Origin of the sequence: Mesorhizobium loti (genome assembly GCF_003148495.1) — a bacterium.
Classification (GTDB): Bacteria; Pseudomonadota; Alphaproteobacteria; order Rhizobiales; family Rhizobiaceae; genus Mesorhizobium; species Mesorhizobium loti.
This window is the reverse complement of the sequence record NZ_QGGH01000002.1, coordinates 86327-104955: the sequence shown is the minus strand read 5'-3', so window position 1 is coordinate 104955 and position 18629 is coordinate 86327. Positions and strand designations below refer to the sequence as shown.

11 protein-coding genes and 1 pseudogene are annotated in these 18629 nt (G+C 62.1%); 7 read left to right on the top strand and 5 right to left on the bottom strand.

Features of this window, described 5'->3' with window-relative positions:
• Nucleotides 1-12: 12 nt before the first annotated feature.
• The 6 genes from tssM (at nucleotide 13) to C8D77_RS09050 (ending at nucleotide 11707) form a co-directional block, all read left to right on the top strand.
• A complete protein-coding gene (tssM, locus tag C8D77_RS09075) occupies nucleotides 13-3576 on the top strand; it encodes a type VI secretion system membrane subunit TssM (RefSeq protein ID WP_109661599.1) in 3564 nt (1187 codons plus the stop codon).
• 159 nt (nucleotides 3577-3735) lie between these two features.
• Nucleotides 3736-4518, top strand: a complete 783-nt coding sequence (locus tag C8D77_RS09070) for a PP2C family protein-serine/threonine phosphatase (protein WP_109661598.1) — start codon at nucleotides 3736-3738, stop codon at nucleotides 4516-4518.
• Nucleotides 4515-6983, top strand: a complete 2469-nt coding sequence (locus C8D77_RS09065) for a serine/threonine-protein kinase (RefSeq protein WP_109661597.1) — start codon at nucleotides 4515-4517, stop codon at nucleotides 6981-6983. The genes C8D77_RS09070 and C8D77_RS09065 overlap by 4 nt, the downstream gene beginning before the upstream one ends.
• Before the next feature lie 105 nt (nucleotides 6984-7088).
• Nucleotides 7089-7499 carry a DUF1036 domain-containing protein gene (locus C8D77_RS09060; protein WP_164757591.1) on the top strand — a complete coding sequence of 137 codons (411 nt, stop codon included), beginning with the start codon at nucleotides 7089-7091 and terminating at the stop codon, nucleotides 7497-7499.
• Nucleotides 7496-9889 carry a M23 family metallopeptidase gene (locus tag C8D77_RS09055; RefSeq protein ID WP_109663210.1) on the top strand — a complete coding sequence of 798 codons (2394 nt, stop codon included), beginning with the start codon at nucleotides 7496-7498 and terminating at the stop codon, nucleotides 9887-9889. Before C8D77_RS09060 ends, C8D77_RS09055 begins: the two co-directional genes overlap by 4 nt.
• A 192-nt stretch (nucleotides 9890-10081) precedes the next feature.
• Nucleotides 10082-11707: a caspase family protein gene (locus C8D77_RS09050; RefSeq protein ID WP_109661596.1), complete on the top strand. Its 1626-nt coding sequence runs from the start codon at nucleotides 10082-10084 to the stop codon at nucleotides 11705-11707.
• 13 nt (nucleotides 11708-11720) lie between these two features.
• On the opposite strand, the gene C8D77_RS09045 is transcribed toward C8D77_RS09050, so the two are convergent.
• Entirely contained in the window at nucleotides 11721-12257 is a 537-nt protein-coding gene (locus C8D77_RS09045; RefSeq protein WP_109661595.1) for an OmpA family protein, read from the bottom strand.
• A 190-nt stretch (nucleotides 12258-12447) separates the two neighbouring features.
• Between C8D77_RS09045 and C8D77_RS39070 the strand changes: the two are divergent.
• Nucleotides 12448-13053, top strand: a pseudogene (locus C8D77_RS39070) (DUF6931 family protein).
• Here the strand turns inward: C8D77_RS39070 and C8D77_RS09035 are convergent.
• The 4 genes from C8D77_RS09035 to C8D77_RS09020 all read right to left on the bottom strand — a co-directional run bounded on the left by C8D77_RS09035 (nucleotide 13035) and on the right by C8D77_RS09020 (nucleotide 18481).
• Complete coding sequence (locus C8D77_RS09035; protein ID WP_245951725.1) at nucleotides 13035-14213, bottom strand: caspase family protein; 1179 nt, start codon at nucleotides 14211-14213, stop codon at nucleotides 13035-13037. The pseudogene C8D77_RS39070 and the gene C8D77_RS09035 overlap by 19 nt on opposite strands.
• A gap of 73 nt (nucleotides 14214-14286) precedes the next feature.
• Nucleotides 14287-15387 carry an OmpA family protein gene (locus tag C8D77_RS09030; RefSeq protein ID WP_109661593.1) on the bottom strand — a complete coding sequence of 367 codons (1101 nt, stop codon included), beginning with the start codon at nucleotides 15385-15387 and terminating at the stop codon, nucleotides 14287-14289.
• 220 nt (nucleotides 15388-15607) lie between these two features.
• Nucleotides 15608-15913, bottom strand: coding sequence for a hypothetical protein (locus tag C8D77_RS09025; protein WP_215732052.1), 306 nt, complete (start codon nucleotides 15911-15913; stop codon nucleotides 15608-15610).
• 18 nt (nucleotides 15914-15931) lie between these two features.
• Nucleotides 15932-18481 (bottom strand): caspase family protein, encoded by a 2550-nt coding sequence (locus tag C8D77_RS09020; RefSeq protein WP_109661592.1) that lies wholly within the window; start codon nucleotides 18479-18481, stop codon nucleotides 15932-15934.
• Nucleotides 18482-18629: the final 148 nt, after the last annotated feature.

Genomic DNA, 18629 nt, shown 5'->3' with positions numbered 1-18629 from the left:
CCGGAAGCAGCCATGACGCGTTGGCTGTTGCGGATATTCAGCATGATCGCGCTGGCCGGTCTCGCGGCGGCGGTGTGGTTTGCCGGCCCCTTGATCCGCTTCGCCGATACCCATCCTCTCGGGCCTGCCTGGCTGCGCGCCACTATGATCGGTGTGATCGTGGCAGCGCTCGCGCTTTTCTACGGCCTGCGTTTCTGGCAAGCGAGAAAAGCGCAAAAGGAGCTCGAAACTGCGGTCGCGCGCAATGACGACCGCGATGACGACTCGCGGGTGCTCGAAGCCCGCATGAATGAGGCCGTGGCGGCGCTCAAGCGGTCGAGCGGCAAGCGCAATTTCCTCTATGAGATCCCCTGGTACGTCGTCATAGGCCCGCCCGGCGCCGGCAAGACAACGGCGCTGGTCAATTCGGGTCTGAATTTTCCGCTGGCCGGTTCGGGTGATGCCCAGCCAGTCGCGGGCGTTGGCGGAACACGCTCCTGTGACTGGTGGTTTACCGACCAGGCCGTCCTGATCGACACCGCCGGACGCTACACGACGCAGGATTCCTATGCCGAGAGCGACAGGAAGAGCTGGCTCGCCTTCTTGTCGCTGCTCAAGAGAGCCCGCACACGGCAACCGATAAACGGCGTTATCCTGGCCATCAGCCTTGCCGATCTCATCAGCCTCGACGATCAGCAGCTTGACTCTCACGTCGTCGAGATACGCAGTCGTCTGCGGGAAATCCACGAGACGCTGAAAATCCAGTTTCCGGTGTATCTGCTGTTCACCAAGGCCGACCTGGTTTCCGGGTTCATGGATTACTTCAGCGACTTCGACGAGCCACGCCGGCGCAAGGTCTGGGGCGCGACATTCCAGACGACGGATCGCAACAAGAATATGGCCGCCGAAGCTCCGGCCGAATTCGATGCACTGGCAAGACGCCTGGCAGAGGAGATGCCTGACCGCCTTCAGGAAGAGGCTGATCCGGTCGCACGCATATCCGTCTTTGGCTTTCCAGCGCAGTTTGGCGCGTTGAAGGAGCGAATTACGAATTTCATTGCCAGGCTGTTCGATCCGACCCGTAGCCAGGTGAACGTCAGCCTGCGTGGACTCTATTTCTCTTCGGGCACGCAAGAGGGAACGCCAATCGATCAGGTGTTGGGCGCGATCGGCCGCAATTTCGGCAGCAACCCCCGCGCCCATCTTTCCGGAACCGGCAAAAGCTTCTTTTTGCACGATCTGCTGACGGACGTCATTTTTGCCGAATCCGGATGGGTTTCGTACGACAAATCAGCCGTAAGACGTGCGGCGATCGCCAGATTCGCCGGCCTTGGCGCCATCGCGCTGATCGCGGCGGCCGCCCTCGGCACCCTGGCCCTGAGCTTTACAGCCAACAGGTCGCTGATCGCCTCCACCACGCAGGCCATGAGCCAGTATCGCCAGACGGCGGACGCGCTGCTCAAAAGCACCGAGGTCACCGATGTCGACCTCGAAAACGTCATTGGCCCGCTCGACCAGTTGCGCAATCTGCCGGCTGGATACGAAACCAGTGACGTGCCGACACCGATCGACGAGACTTTCGGCCTCAGCCAGCGGGAGAGACTTCTTTCGGCATCCAAGACCACCTACCGGCAAGCGCTTGAACGAATGTTGCGATCGCGCCTGCTGATCCAGGCCGAGCGGACGATCCAGGCCAAGATGGCCGATCCCGCAGCGCTCTACGAGCCGTTGAAAATCTATCTGATGCTTGGCGGCAAGGCGCCGAAGGTCGACGACGCGTTGATCGTTTCCTGGATGAAGCAGGATTGGGAACAGAACCGGTATCCAGGCGAAAACAACCGCGAAGGACGCGAGCAACTCGAAAAGCACCTGCGCGCCATGCTTGCATTGGATGATGCCTACGATCCGGTCTTCCAACTCAACCAGCCGCTCGTCGAAGCCGCTCAACGCTCGCTCGGGCGCATGAGCCTTGCCGACCGTGCCTCGGCATTGGTCAAATCCGCGGTGTACGCGGCAGCGCTGGATGATTTTTCTGTTTCCCTGAAAGGCGGGCCGGAGGCGCAGCTGCTGTTCGAGCGTGTCGATGGCGGCGATCTGTCGGGCCTTCGTGTTCCCGGCCTCTATACCTATGCCGGCTTCAACACCTTCTATCTCGGGCAACTCTCGCGCATTGCCCAGACGCTCGTCGACGACCAGTGGGTCCTCGGTGGTGGCGGCGAGCAAGGCGGCATCGACCAGGAGTTGCCCAGGCTCGGCCCCGAACTTCTCGATCGCTATGGGAAGGAGTTCGCAACGGCCTGGAACAGCGTTCTCGACGGGGTGAAGTTCAAAGCGATGCTGAAGGACAAGCCGCACTATATCGCGCTTTCCGCCGTCGCCTCGCCAACCTCGCCGATCGAACAGCTGTTTACGGCGATCGCCGACGAAACAGCTCTGACGCGGGACGCTGCTTCCGGCAAAGGCAAAGGCACCGGGGTTGAAGGCGGCACGGTTCAAGGCCAGCCACAGGACGCAGCGAACATGGCCAAGGGCCTGGCTCGCATCGGCATCCAAATCGCCACCGGAAAATCGCAAAGCCGTGCCGGCACAGGATCCGCAAACGCGGAAAACCAGAATCCAGGCGCCAATATCGAAGCACAATTCAGGTCGTTCCAAGCCCTGGTGAGCGGTCCTGCCGGACACCGCCCGATCGATGCCTTGACCCAGAATTTCCGCGATATCTACCAGAGCCTGCAACTGGCGACCGACGTTCCCTCCCAGACTGAACGCGTCAACGCAAACCTGCAGCTCCAGATCGCCACCCTTCGCGCCAATGTCTCGCGACTGCCCAAGCAACTCGGCCGGATGGTCAATGCGACGGCGGACGAGTTTGAAGGCAACGTCACCGAGACCTCGGTGGCAAATTTGAACCAGATGCTCGACCAGACGGTCACACAGCCCTGCGAGGCGGCGGTCAATGGCCGTTATCCTTTCTCCGGCAACGGCACCGAGGACATTGCGATGGCGGATTTCGCCAAATTGTTCGCTCCGGGCGGACTTATGGACCGGTTCTTCGCGCAGAACCTCGCATCGCTGATCGACATGACCGGTCAGGACTGGAGCTGGAAACAGGATGCGCGCTTCGGGCGAGACCTGTCGAAGTCGACGCTGAAAAACTTCCAGCTGGCGGCCGAAATCCGCAGTGCCTTTTTTCCCCAGGGCGGCTCGGTGCCCTCGGTCAGCGTGACCTTCACGCCGTTCTCACTGCATGGCGATGCCGATGCGGCGGTGCTCGATGTCGACGGCCAGACGGTCCAGAGCAACCAGGCGGGCAACGCGCCAAGCACCGTGACCTGGCCGAACGGCACGGCCTCCGGGTCCGCCAGCCTGAGCCTGACGCCGGAAATGCCGGGCCGCGAATCCGCCATCAAGTTCGAGGGGCCCTGGGCGCTGAAGCGGCTGCTGGACAAGGCGACCGTCACCGGCAACGACAGCAATGTCGAAGCGCGCTTCGTGATCGGCGGCCGCGACGTCACCTATACGATCCAGACTGGTTCCGGCCCCACCCCCTTCTTGCTTCCCGCACTTTCCGGCTTCAGCTGTCCGAAGGCGTTTTGAGATGGGCTTCGCGCTTTTCAATGCGTTGACATCCAGCATGGGCCTCGGGCGCCCAGACCTTAATTTCGATACTCTAATGTTCGAGCCTGTGGCAAAGTGGCTCGAACGGGCGCCTGGCGGTGCGCCGTGGAGGGCGCTTGAGAAGCGCTTGGTGGCAAATTGAACGATGTCGCCCTTCCCTTTGAAAGTTTCGGCGTGAGCCACAAGGGCTGTGTGCGCGAGCACAATGAAGACAGCTATCTGCTCGAGCCACGAACCGGCCTTTGGGCGGTGGCCGACGGAATGGGCGGACATGAGGCCGGAGAGGTCGCCTCAGCCAGCATTGTCGACCATCTGGCCACGATCGGCATCGCAAGCTCTGCGCCGGATCTGCGGGCGCGCTTCGAGGACAGGCTGAGCCGGGCCAATGCCGAGATCCGCGGCATATCGGAATCTCGCGGCATAACCATCGGTTCCACGGTCGCCGCCCTGTTGGCGATGGACGGACGGTTTGCCTGCCTTTGGGCGGGCGACAGCCGGATCTATCTGATCCGCAACGCTTCGATCTCGCAGATTTCGAAAGACCACACCGAAGTGCAGGAACTCCTCGATCGAGGCATGATCAGTGCAGCCGAGGCGCTCACCTGGCCACGCCGCAATGTCATCACGCATGCGGTCGGCGTCAGCGACGAATTCGTCATCGATTTCCAGCAAGGCGAACTGATGCCAGGGGACATTTTTGTGTTGAGCACCGATGGGCTGACGGCGCATGTCACCGACGCGGAGATCGAGGCCGCCGTCGTGTCGGCGACACCTCAGGCGGCGTGCGAAAATCTGCTGGAAACCGTGCTGACGCGGGGCGGAACGGACAATGTCACCATCGTGCTGGTGAAGATCAAAAAAGGGCGCAACGGACAATCGCTCCACCCTGATTGGTCCGGAGCGGAGGGCGAAGGCCGATGAGCGCCGACGACAAGACGCGAATATCGCCGCAGGTGGCCAATACCGCCGTAGGCACGCAGCTCAGCGGCATCTATGAACTTGACGAGCGGATCGCATTCGGCGGCATGGGCGAGGTCTACCGCGGCCACAACATCCAGACCGGAGACCACGTCGCGATCAAGATCGTCCTGCCCGAATTTGCCCGTGACCAGACGATCCTGTCCTTGTTCCGCAAGGAGGCCTCGATCCTCAACCATTTGTCGCATGACGCGGTTGTGCGATACCACGTCTTCACCATCGATCCCGGGATCGGCCGTCCCTACCTTGCCATGGAATTCGTCGACGGCGAGTCGCTGTACGACATCATGCGACGTGGCCCGATGCCGACGGAAGAGGTGCGCAAGCTCTGCCATCGCCTCGCATCCGGCCTGAGCGCCGTGCATCAAGCGGGAGCAATCCATCGCGACCTCTCGCCGGACAACATCATCCTGCCGGGGGGCCGGGTCGACCGCGCGAAGATCATCGATTTCGGTATCGCGCGATCAGCGACCGTAGGCGGGGAGACGCTGATCGGCGGGAAGTTCGCGGGAAAGTACAACTACGTTTCGCCCGAACAGCTCGGGCTGTATAGCGGCGACGTCAGTGAACAATCCGACATCTACAGCCTTGGCCTGGTGCTGGCTGCCGCTCTGCGCGGGAAACCGATCGACATGAGCGGATCGCAGTTCGAGATCATCGAAAAGCGCCGGGCCGTGCCTGATCTCTCCGACATCGACGACGATTTTCGTGACATCGTTGAAGCCATGCTGCAACCGGATCCGCAAGACCGCCCGGTCAGCATGGCTGATATCGCCAGGATGACGCGTGGCGAAGACGAAGGAACAACGCCGCCGACGTCCATCACACCCCGCAACCGGCCGGCTTTGCCACCAGCCGGGCAAACCCTTGATCCCAAGGGCCAGCCCCAGCCATCCAATGTCTCTGGACACAACGCGCCGACGGCAACGGGCCCGGGCGAGCAGCGCTTCGTCCCGCATGTCCGGCCCGCGCATTTGTCCGAACCGCAGCCTTCGCCGGTCGCCGGCCCTCCACGCGCGGTCACGGCGGATATACCCAAGAAATCCACAAAGACCCGAAATATCGCGATCGCTGCCTTGGCGACACTGGCTGTCGCCTCAGGCGCGGGCCTGTATCTGAGCGGCTTCATGACGCCGGCGACGCCGACTGCCGGCAAGACATCGCTTTCCGCGCCCGAACCATCAAAGCCTGCACCGGAAACGTCAAAGCCGACCTCGACGGACAAAGTCGCGAACGCCCCCGAACCGGCAAAGCCAGTTCCGCCTGCGCAGACGAAAACAGAGGCCAGCGTACCGCCGGTTGAAAACCAGCCAGATGCCAAGGCGGCTCAAAAGCCGCAGCCGGCCAAGCCCGCCGAAGTCCCTTCGCAGACCGAGGAACCCGCGAAGCCGCCGGCAATGGAAGCGCAACCGCAAACAGAGGCGAGCCCGCCGCCGGCTGCAAGCCAGGCTGATGCCAAGGCAGTGCAAACGCCGGAGCCGGCCAAGCCCGCCGCGCAAACCGAGGAACCTCCGAAGTCATCGGCAACGGACGCGCAGCCGTCCGAAAAGACACTGCCGGCCGAGCCAGCGGTTGTGGAGAGCCCAAAGCCCGAACCGCAGATCAGCCAGCCGGCAGCGCCCAAGGTGGCCGCGCCGGCGCCCAAACCCACTGCAAGCCAGACGGATGTCGCGAACGCCGAGAGCCAAAAGACCGTGCCACCGGCAACCAAACAGCCGGACCAACCTGTCGTCGCGTTGAACGTGCCCAAACCAGCGGTTCCCCCGGCCGTCGACGACATCGCGCAACGAATCTCCTGGGTTCGCGACTTCGGCGGCGGCGACTGTTTCTATGCGACCGTGAATTCGTCAACCGACACGGCCGCCGCGATCGAAGGATTTGGAATGGCGGTTCAGCCATTCGAACGGATGCTGGGCGATTTCCAGGCAAAATTCCATGTCGAGCCGGACATCAGCGTCCGCCTCATTGAGCCGAGCCAATGCGAAGTCACCAATTTTCTGCGCTTCCTGGAGCAGACTGCGGCCGACAAACCGCAGCTTGTTCTCGACCGGACATCGGTGCCGAACGGTACGCCGATCAGCGGCACGCTGGTGACGCGTGGCGGGCTCATTTCCAGCGTGCTGCTGATCGATCACAAAGGCATGGTGTTCAATCTCGACGACCGCATCGTCGCACAATCGGACAAGGCTACCTTCAGCATCCCGATTGGCCTCGGCGCCGCTGACAAGGCCGCCGGAAAGGCTGTGCCGCAGATCATAATGGTGATCACGGGGCCCCAGGATATTCAGGCGGCTGCGTTCTCCACGCCGACGCCAGCCTCGGTGCTGCTGCCCAAGATTCTCGAGGAAATCGAGACCGACGGATCTCAGTTTTCAGCCACTGCCAAGTATTTCCGGCTCGGCGGATAGCATGGGCGCCCGATGGAAAGCTGCTCGTGTTTGCCCCACTCGTCCGACGACCTGCCCATAAAGCAGCGTGATCCGGTTCGAGCCGTGCTTGCCCTGACGGGGCGCATGAAGCTCGCGGTGATCTCGGGTGCCGCTTTGCTGGCCGTGCTGTCATCCGGCGAAGCGCGCGCCGAGTTCACGGTCTGCAATCAGACACTCGACGTCGTCAATCTCGCGGTCGGCCAGAAGATCGACAATGCTGACCAGACCGATGGCTGGTGGACCATCGGCGCAAATCAATGCGTGAACGTCATCCGCGAGGAGCTGACGAATCGCTACATCTACATCTATGCCACGGACGTGTTTGGCCATGCGATCCTCACCGGATCGACGGAGATGTGTATCGAGCGACGACGTTTCTCGATCCGCGGCATCGACGAATGCTGGCAGCGCGGCCATATTGCGGCGCAATTTCTCGAAGTCGATACGCTTGAACAGGTGCGATGGACGTTCTTCCTGACCGGAAGTCGCCCGTGACGCACAGTATCGACACGAGCTTCAGGCAGAAGAAGGAGGCGCGCCTTGCGCTTCGCAGACGCAAGCTCTGGCGCCGGCTGCTTGCCGGTCTTGCTGCGATTGTCATGGCGTCGATCGCCGTGGGCTTCTACCTCACGGCGGACTATTGGTCGTTCGGCGACGAAGACGAAGAACTTCACGCGGTCGAAGGGGTGGACGACGTGCCGGCCGATGCATCGGTCTATGTGCCTGCCATCATCGACCTTGCCGGGGACCCGATGTGGATTACCCTTGCCCCCGACGCCGCCACGTCGAAGGGCCATTCGATCGCAAGGCCGACGGATCTCGACCAGGCCGGGGTTTCTGCGCAGATCGAAATCCTGTCGGATGTGATGCTCAGCGCCAGCGAAAAATTCATGACGACGATACCGTCGACGCAGGAGGACTTCGCATTCTTCCAGGCGCAACGGCAGACCGCCCCGCCACCGTCCAACGATCTGCAGGACGATCTTCAGCCACCGGCGGGGGATCTGCAGAACGATCTTCAGCCGTCGCCTGCCGCCAACGAGGCTCCGGCTGCCGCGGGACAGCAGATGGGCACCGACGATCCCGAAGCCGGCTGGGGTGAAACAATCGATGCAGGCGAGGCAGCCCTCCCCGCATTCCAGAAGACGCAGATCGAGAACAACACGAGTGTCGCAACCGTCACGAATGAGTATCAGCGGTTCGAGGCGACCGAAGACACGTTCGTGAAAATCCTCAATGACCGCAGTTTGGACAGTGTTGCACTCGATGCCCATTTCTCCGCCGAGGACGCCAAGCTGGCGGGCGAAGCCCTGAAGGCGCTTTTCAACCGGGAAGGCCTGGAACCCGGTTATGTCGTGGCCATGCGCGGTTTCAGGCCGACGCGCGAGACGACGACAATGTCGCTCATGCAGGTGTCGATCTACGCTAAGAACGTCTTTGTCGGCACGCTGACGCGCAACGCCGCGGGCGCATTCGTATCGGGTGTCGATCCCTGGGTCCGCGAAGATCTGTTCAACTATTCGGGCGCACCGGAGGAAGGCACGCACAAGCGGCAGTATCGCCTGCTCGACGCAATCTATTCGACGGCGGCGCGCAACAAAGTTCCGACAGGCGTGATCGGCGAAGCGATCATGTACCTGTCGAGAGGACAGGATCTGGACGCCTTCGCCAGCGAGGACCAGCGCCTTGTCCTGATCTATTCGCAAACGCCGCGCGGCAAGAGCGAGACCGACGGACGCGTGCTGTATGTCGGTGTACAGGGTACTGAAAAGAGCCTCGAATGCTTCGTCTTCCAGCAGAGCGACGGTCAGTTTGCGTGCGTTACCGGCGATGACCAGGTTCGTTCGCTGACGGTCACCAACGGCATGGTCACGCCGGTCAACGGGGTCATGACGTCCACCTTCGGCCCACGCAAGCACCCAATTCTGGGCGTGGTTCGCATCCACAAGGGCGTCGATTGGGCAGCCCCCGTGGGTACGCCGATCGCAGCCGCCTTCGACGGCGAGATCACCTTCCAGGGCGACGGCGGCAGTTACGGCAACCTGGTGAAGATTGCACATCCCAACGGACGCGAGACGCGCTACGCACATATGCAGAAATTCGCAATCGCAAGCGGGGTCGGCACAAAGGTGAAGGCCGGTGACATCATTGGCTACATCGGCACCACCGGCCTGTCGACCGGACCGCATCTGCATTTCGAACTCTATCAGAATGGCGAGGCGATCGATCCGCTGGGCACGGTGACCGCCGCGGTCGCCACCTATGATACTGGCAATTCCGGCAATTCCGGCGATGTTGCCGTCGAAACGCTGACCGAGCGTATCGTTCATGTCGAAAGTGGTGGCAGCGCCCGTGCCAAGAACCCAAATTCATCAGCAACCGGCGCTGGCCAGTTCATCACAAAGACCTGGATCCGGATGATGAACACCTATCGCCCCGAACTTGCACGAACGCTGTCGACGGCCGACCTGCTCGCTCTGCGCTACGACGCCACGATCTCGCGCGAGATGGTGCGAAATCTGGCGCGGGAAGGCGAAGCCTATCTTCGGGCACGCGGCCATCAAATCACAGCCGGCCGGCTCTATCTCTGCCATTTCCTGGGCATGGAAGGCGCGCATCAGGTGCTGTCGGCGTCGGGTTCGGCGCAATTGAGTGCCGTGCTCGGGTCCGCCGTCATTCAAGCCAACCCCTTTCTCACGGGCAAGACGGCCGGCTATGTCGTGGATTGGGCAGAAAGAAAGATGGGCCAGAAGGTTGCTCGCGTCGCGACCGACGCCGGCCAGCAGACAACCAGCACGACGGAGATCCGCCAGACATCACCGGAGTTCGAAAAATACAAGCAAGCCGTCACGGCCGTCATAGGCTCGATTCAGAATACGCTTTGAACCTGCCTTCACGGCATGGTCGCTCAGACCATGGGCGCCACGAGGCACCTTTTTTCAGGCCCTTTGTGAACCAAAACTGTGGTCAAGACCACATACGCTCAGGAGCCATTTTGGCACAAGCGACCCAGTCGCCGACGAAATCAAGCATGCGTAGACATCAACAGTGCACCCTGATGGGTAGAGGGCTGGTCCATGAAAGCGTTCACGGTCTTTCTGAGCGGGATTATCCTGGTTTTCCTTGCCGCTCTCGGCGCCCACGCTGCCGCGCCTGACGCCAAGCGCGTCGCGCTGGTGATCGGCAACAGCAACTATGTCCATGCGGTTACCTTGCCCAACCCCGCCAACGATGCCCACCTCATCGCATCGACGCTGCGCAATGCCGGCTTCGAGGTGATCGAAGGGGTCGACCAGGACAATGCAGGCATGCACAGCCTCATCAGCCGGTTTACCGAGCAAGCCTACGACGCGGACGTCGCGGTCATTTTCTATGCCGGTCATGGCATGCAGGTCGACGGCAAGAACTACCTGATACCGGTCGACGCCGAATTGACGTCGCCGGCCTATCTCAAGACCCGTACCATTCAGATCGACGACTTCATGGCTGCGCTGCCGCCCGACCCGGCGATTGGCGTCATCATTCTCGATGCCTGCCGCGACAATCCGCTGGCAAGGACGCTGGCGGCCTCGCTGCCGAAAAGCCGCTCCACCTCGCTGGGCACAGGTCTGGCGCCGGTCGAAGCAATATCGGACGGCGTCGGCACCGGCGGCCTCCTGATTGCCTATGCAACGGATCCCGGCGCCATCGCCTTCGACGGCAACGGGGTCGACAGTCCTTACTCAACAGCGCTGGCCAGGCACCTGACCGAACCCGGCGTCGAAATCCAGAGCGCGCTGACGCGCGTGCGCGGCGAAGTGACCGAAACCACGCAAGGTCGCCAGAGGCCCTGGCACAACGCATCGTTGGGACGCGAGGTTTTCCTGGGAAGACCAGTCGCGGCAGCAGCGCCTGCTGCAAATCCCGTGGCCGACGCATCGAGCGCCACAGCGACATCCTTTCCTGCCCCCGTTGCCAGTGATCCGCCTTCGTGGGAAGTCGAGCAACGTCTTTGGGATGAGGCTTCGAAGCACAATTCCATTCCGTTCTACCAAGCCTATCTCGACCAGTTTCCGAACGGTCGCTTCGCCACTGTGGCGCGGCTGAACGTCGACGAATTGAACGACCCGAAAGCTCAAAACCGGCAGGTCGCGGCACTTGATGCGGACCAGGCGAACGCCAGTTCCGGCTCTGCAGTGCGCACCTCGGTCGGCGTCCCGGACGAGGTGAAGCAAACACCGGGCACCGAGTTGACGGAAAGTGCCATTGGCCTCGACCGCCAGGGTCGCATCGACCTGCAATTGCGCATCGAAGCATTGGGCAACGAGCTTGGCCGCGTCGACGGAAACATGGGCTCACAGACCCGTAAGGCGATCGGCATCTGGCAAGCGAAGAACGGCCTGCCGCAGACCAGCTATCTGACACGCGAGCAGCTTGCATTCCTCGTGATCCAGACAGATCCGATGATGGAAGCCGTGCGCGCCAGATATGCTGCCGATCAGGCCCGTGCGACGCAGCCGAAAAAGCAAGTGGTACAGAAGGTCCGCACGCAGAGACCGGTGGCACGGAACCCCCGCAAACAACAGCAGGCCGTTCAGAAGTGGCGCAACCGCGAGATCCTAGTGCGGCAGGATGATCCTCCGCCACGCCGATACAATAACGACTTCCTCGCCAAAGCACTGATCTTCGGCGCCGGTGTGGCCGTGGGCGGCGTGCTCAAGTAGTGACAGCTGCGCGCTATTGCGTCTTTATCCGCATTTCCACGCGGCGGTTGACCGGATCGTACGGGTTGGGGCTGCGCGGATTCTTTTCGCCCATGCCGATCGCGTTGATACGGGCAGGCTCGACACCGCTGGCCGTCAGGAAGGCTGCAACCGATTGCGCCCGCCGTTGCGACAGGCCTTCATTGTAGTGCACCGTGCCGGTGGCGTCGGTGAAACCTTCGACGACGAAGTTGAACGTGCTCAGCCGGCTGTCCTTCAGCGCCTTGGCGAACTCGCCGAGTTCAGCGCGCGCAGTGGTGTCGAGTTCGGCCGAATCCAACCCGAAATTGATCAGCATATCGAGGCTGGATTTTTCTCCCGGCGCGTCCTTCGCCTTGCTCTTGCTTTTGCACTCCTCCTCGGTGCCGACACAAATCCCTCGCGACTTGCCGAGGTCGGCCGCCCCGGCAAAAAACTTCACGATGTCTTCTGATTTCTGAACAGGGTCGGCGAAAGCGTGGGTCGAGAAAAACACGACCGCCAACACAAAGGTTGAACTGCCCCACTGCATAGCGGTTACTCCTGCTTGAGCATCCGATTTCGACGGGCGTGATCATACCAAACTCCGGGGCAATTGTCTGTCGATAAACGCCAGGGATACGGCGGTGCCGGCAGTTGTTGCAGCGTCACCGGTTGAGACTTGACCCGCGCCGCGCCTGGGGCTTGATTGGCTAAAGCTCCTCGATGAAAGCGTGGCGGTCATGGCCAACGGGCTTCGATTCAAAACGGCACGGGATCTCTTCATGGCTTGTCCCGCTATTGCCCGGGACATGAGAACCCTTCCAACCGAACAGCCGTCGATCGAGTTTTGTCGCGGCCTCCTCGCCGGGCGCGTTCCCGAGGAGGCGATCACGTTCTGTGCCTACCTGCTTCCCGATCGGGCCGCGGTCTGGTGGGCGCATGAATGCCTGAGCCATCTGAGCGAGCTGCTCGATGGGACCGATCACGAGTTGCTCGCCTATGTTCGCGACTGAGTCGGTGAACCGGACAGCCCCCGCCATCGCGCTGCGGTGAGCCAGGCAGAGGCAGCGCCGCCGACAACGCCGGGCGCCTGGATTGCCCTGGCGGCGGGATGGCGTGACAATGGTTCTGTTGCCGGCGGATCTGTTGCCGGCGCAGAAGCACCATCGGCCTTGCAGCCGTTTCCTGCCGCCCATGCAGTCAATGCCGGTGTCCTGGCCGGGCTGGCGCGTGTCGCACTTGCGGACCGCTTTGCCGTTCTTTCGGCGTTTGTCGAAATGGGCATCCAGATGGCCGAGGTCGAGGCGTTGCGCCAATCGGCGGATGCTTACTTGCAGCCACCTTGAGCCCATTTGGCAAGCGCCACCTTGAAGCGGGTTCCAAGCGGATGCTGCAGGCGCAAAACAGAGGCATCGTTAGCGGCGAAATTTTTGGCCTGCTCGCACAGCCGTGCCTCGTCCCATTCATGGCACCCGTCGCAGTGCTTCCCCTCCCATACCGACTTGTCCAATCCCTCCACCGGGCTGAACAGGGGCTTGCTTCTAATCAACTCAGCGATGCTCTTGCCGTCGATTGCCGGATCGCCAAAATCGATCGGATGGTCGAAAAAGATCGGGGCGTCCGACGCCAACCTAGGGATCTTCTGACGCAGCACATCGAGCGCAAGCTGATCGTCACTTTGGCCCGATGCGCCTGCAGCGCCGGTGTTGCTTGCGCCGGAGCCGCCTTCGGTCGGGGGTGCGCTCGCCTCGCCCACGATCAACGGCGCATTGAGATCGACCTTGTGCAGAACGACCTCCGTGGTCAGCGAAACGTTGATCCAGGGACGCTGCTTGCCGGCGGTTGCCTTGAAGACATCGCTGGTGACCCTGTTCATGGCCTCGGTGATTGAGACGTTGGATTCGCCGATATGCTGGAGGAGCGCCGAGGCGAAAGGCGAATGTTCGCCCGACCCGTCATAGGCGAGTTGATTGGGACTGGCGGCGAAAGCGACGAGCGTGCCGGCGCCACCGTTCTTTATCGGGATCTCTGCAAGGCCGCTGCTAGCGCCGTTGACGCCCGCAGTCTTGGCCAGCACTTCGGCGAGGGGATTGTCACGGCAAGCGTCGAGAAACACCAGCCTGATGCTGGTCTCCCGCGACATCTGGCGCAGAACGAAATCAACCGACACGGCCTCGACGTCGAGGGAGGTTTCGTCCTCCAGCGCGGCATCGACCGGAATCAGGTAGTTCTTGCCCGAAACCTGCAAGCCGTGGCCGGCGTAGAAGAACAGCGCGATGTCGGCACCGCGCACCTGTTTTGCGAACCGCGCGATCGTCGCCTGCGTCTGCGGCTTGGTCAGATCGAAGCCTGAAACCACCTCGAAGTCGAGCTTCGTCAAGCGCTCGGCGATGGCCTGGGCGTCGCGCACCGGATTGGCGAGCGGCGCCGCGTGCTGGTACTGGGAGTTGCCGAGGACAAGTGCTACGCGGCGCTCGGCACTGGCGGCCGTCAACGTCAAAAGCAAGGCGAGCGCCACAAACCCAGCGACGCGAAAGAGGCCACAGCAACGGGCAATCAGATCGCACCTCACCGGAACCTCAGAGCTTGGTGGCGGAAAACTCGATCCGTCGATTGAGCGCCTTGTTCTTGGGCGTATCGTTGGCGGCAACCGGCCGCTCCTCGCCGTAGCCGGTCGCTGTGATCTGCGTGCGAGGAATGCCCGCGGCAACAATGGCGTCGGCAACCGCCTGGGCCCGCCGCTCCGACAGCTGCTTATTCGCCTCCGGCGATCCATCGGAATCGGTATAGCCGGAGACCTCGACCTTCAGACCTGGGCATTTGCCGACGACACCTTCGACCTCTGTCAGCAACGGGCGGCTCTTCGCATCGAGCCGCGCGCTGGCCGGCCGGAAGTAGATGGCGCCGGTGCGTGACAGCACGGCAAACCTGTTCAGGCATTCCTCATCGCTGAAGTTCGCCTTGGCGGCGTCGGTGGCAACGGGGCCTACATCGGCCGGACTCGCCGCGGCGGTCTGGGTGGCGGCTGGCTTGCTGCCGTCGGCGGTGAAGACGAAATCGAACGACACCGACGCGGTGGGCACGATGTTGGTCACATTGGCCGCCTGCTGGAGTTTGTCGACGTTCGGCAGCAGGCCGAAATCCTCGACATGGACAGCCACCGGAGCCTCCGAAGCGACCGACACCATGGTGTCGCTGATCATGGTGACGACGATGCTGGCCTCGAGGTCCTTGTCGACGCCGTGCAGATTGAGACGGAAAGGCAGCGTTGACTTCACCCTGCGCTTTGTCGCGAGATCAGCGAAAGCGGCGGGATCCACCTTGGCCGTCAGCTCGGCCGTCGGGTACTTGAATGTCTCGAAGAACAGGAAGCGCATGCGGACGTTGCGCAGGTCGACGCCGGTATCGACCGAATTGAGGTCGAAGGTGACCTTGGCATCACCCGCCGAGCTGAGCGTGCCGGTGATGTTCCTGATCTTGTTTGTCTCGACGATCGTGTTCTTCTTCACCGACTGGTAGGTGATGACTGAAGCTGTGGGATCAAGCGTCCAGTTCGGCGCGGCGTTGGCGGCTTGCGATCCGAGCAGCAGCAAGCCGGAAAGCGCGACGATCAGGCCTAGACCTCGTGCGGCGGGGCCTTTCAGCCTCGTCTTCCACCAGAATGCGACGACTTCGAACATGGAACGCCCCTGCCCAGGACCACCGTATCGACACGACACCTGGCGGGAGCATAGAGCACTTGCGGCTGATTGGCGAGCAGTAGCAGCCGGTCTTCCAGTCAAGGTCCGAGCCGTGGAGCAGGCGTGTCAAATGGTGGGTCCGAGCCGTGGAGCAGGCGTGTCAAATGGTGGCTGAAGGCCACCGCAAGCGGCGCCGCGAAACCCTGATCTGCCGTTAGCGCTATCCCCAGCCGCCGCCACCACCGCCACCAGTGCCACCAGTGCCGCCGGTGCCGCCATTGCCGCCACCCAAAGGTGGAACGACTACAGGTGCGGTTTCCTCAGTCGGTTCGACGAGTTTCTTGGCGATAAGCTTCTTCTGTTTGGTGATCTTTGGCGTGGTCGTCGTGCGAATGAGCTTCGGCCTGTGCTTTGTCGTCGTCACCGTCGGTTCGGCCTTTGGCGCAACGGACATGCAGCCCGTTGCTGCCACCAGAGCGCCGGATAGAACTGTGGCGATCAATGCCTGCTTCACTGCCCTGCCCACGATTTGCCTCCTCATTGATCAAAACAAGTCCCGACGCGGATTGGCTTGCTCCCAGACCGCTCTGGCCGCGTTGACCAGTTGGTCGTCAAGCGAGCCCTTCGCCGGGATCTTCGACTTGAGTTCGTCGCGCAATTGCTTGAGCGCCGCCGTTTTCGTCTTCACTGCGAATTTCGTCAGCGCCGTCTGGGCGCCCGGCAGTTCCTTGCGAAGATCAAGCGCGACCGTGAAGGCCAGATAGCGCACCGCTGTCGTCTGGTCGGCCTTGTCGCCCTTCTGCATTTCGAGCGCTGCGCGATCATATGCGCCGGACTGATCGCCGCGTGCCGTGGCCAGCTCGAACAGTCTTTGCGCTTCGTCGAGGTTTTGCTCTACACCAACGCCGTCCCGGTACATGCGCGCAAGGCTGGCCGGCGCGTAGGGCTGGCCTAGATCCATAGCCTTCTGGAAAAGCCCTTGCGCTTGCCCGGGATTCTTCTCGACGCCCACACCAGCCAGGTAATTGCGGCCGAGCAGGTTCATCGAATACATGTCCTGCCGCTCCACGCCTGCCTTCAAAAAAGCAACGGCGCGGGCCGGATCGGCGGGCACGCCGTTGCGGCCTTCCGTGAAGATCGCGGCGAGATCGTTCATGGCATAGGTATGCCCCATCGCCGCCCCCTTGAGCAGCAGGTCCAGGCCCTTGCCGGTGTCGCGTTCGACCCCGTAACCATTGAACAAGGCACGCCCCCATGACGTCATCCCGTAAGGATCGCCCTTGCCGGAGGCCGCCGCGTAGAAGGCGTTGGCTTGCTTGCGGTCGATGGGCATTCCCGTTCCCGTCGCGTTGAGGTAGCCGAGTTCGAACACGGCGCGGACGTGGCCCCTGTCGGCCGCCTCCTGAATGGCTTTCTTCGCCTGATCGACCTTGCCGGCCGCCAGCAGCGCTCGGCCCAGTTCGTAGCGGAAGCGGGCGACATCGGGATAGGCCTTCACCGCCGCCTCGCAGGCCGTCACGGCCGCCGCGCCGATTTCATTCGGCAGCAGGCCGGGGACAACGCCTTGCAGATCGAGAGGTTCGCCTGCGACCTGGTCGCAAGGATCGACGCTTGACGACAGCTTCATGGTGGCAGGCTTGGAGGAACTGCTGTCCGCACGGATTTCGAAGCCGACCTCGACCGGCTCGGCGGCACCGATCTGGGGTTCATAGCGCAAATTATCGACCTCATCCGCCATCAAGCTCGACTCTGGCGACAGCGCACGATCCGGCAGGGACAGCGTTCCCGTTGCCGGATAGGTCGCGAGCTTCAGGCTGACCGCAGGGTCCTTGGTCGGGAAGTCCAGCTTCAGCGGAACCGGGCCGACACCGACCGGGACGCTGATCTGCCGGTTTTCGATCGCCTCGGCGGCGCCGGTGATATGGATGCCTCGCTCCAGCACCTGCTGTTTCTGCTCGGTCTCGAGCGAGGCCACAATCTGTTCGCCCTCGGCGCCCTGGCCGCTTTTGACACGAAACACCATGATGCCCTGGGCCCCGCCGCCCCAATTGTCGTGCGTGGCGTAGGCCAGCATGTCCACCTCTTCCGTCGCACCGGCCCCCTTGGGCACATCCAGCTTCAGGCGCGGCAGGTCCTTGCCCTGGATCTGCTCGCCCACCGCGACAGCCTTGCCGTCCAGCAGCAGGCGTCCGAGCGCAGGCGGCCTTTCGATGCTGACGGTGATTGATCCGCCATCGACGTCGACCGGTTCCGGCAAGTCCAGGGCAATAGGCCCGACACCCGACGGCACGACCTTCTCCAGAACCGGCGGCAATGAAGGCCGGCTGGTGCGGCGCATCAGGACCACCTCGTCGATGAGCGAGGAGTTTTCCCACGGAACCTGCTTGCCGTCAGTGGCCTCGACCACATCGCGGCGCACCGCGGCCATGACCGTGCGTATCTCCTGGTTCGGCGCCAGCGCGCGACGAGAGAATGCGGATGAAAACGGGCTGAGGTCTCCCGCTCCATCATAGGCGACCGCTCCTGGCTCGGTGGCAAAGGCGATCAGCGTGTTCAAGGAGCTTTTGACCTGCGCAAGGCCGGTGTTACCCGCCGTGATCAACTGGTCCCTTAGCCAATAATCCTTGCGCGGAAACGGATTGTTGCGACAGGCATCGAGAATGATCACCTGGATCTTCGATTTCGCGCGCAACTGCTGGAGGACATCGTCCAGCTTGACCGCCTGGACCTCTATGTCGGCCGCATTCTTCAGCGAGGCATCCACCGGGATCAGGAAATTCTCGCCACCGATCTGGAAGCCGTGACCTGAATAGTAGACGACGGACAGATCGGCGCCGTCCGCCGCCGCGAGGTAGTTGCGGAACTGTTCCTCGAACTGCAGCTTTGTGAGATCCTTGGCGACGAACACTTCGAAACCGGCCAACCGAAACGTCTTGGATACGTCCTCGGCATCCTTGTCAGGATTCTTCAGAGCGGGGATTTCGCGGTACTGAGAATTGCCGATCACCAGGGCGACCCTTCGATCGGCCGACGCATCGAAGGTCGTGAAGGCCGCTACGAGGAAGACCGCGATGAATCCGCAAAGTCGGAGCATGGCAACTGTTTCAACCGTCGCTACCTGATGACCACAAGCTCCCAGGTTGCGGTATCAAGGTCTGTTAAAGAGCTCACAATCCGCCGAGACAGGAACAAAAAGAAAAACTGTCGCGACAGCAGCCACTTTCCCCATCCGATTGGGGTCT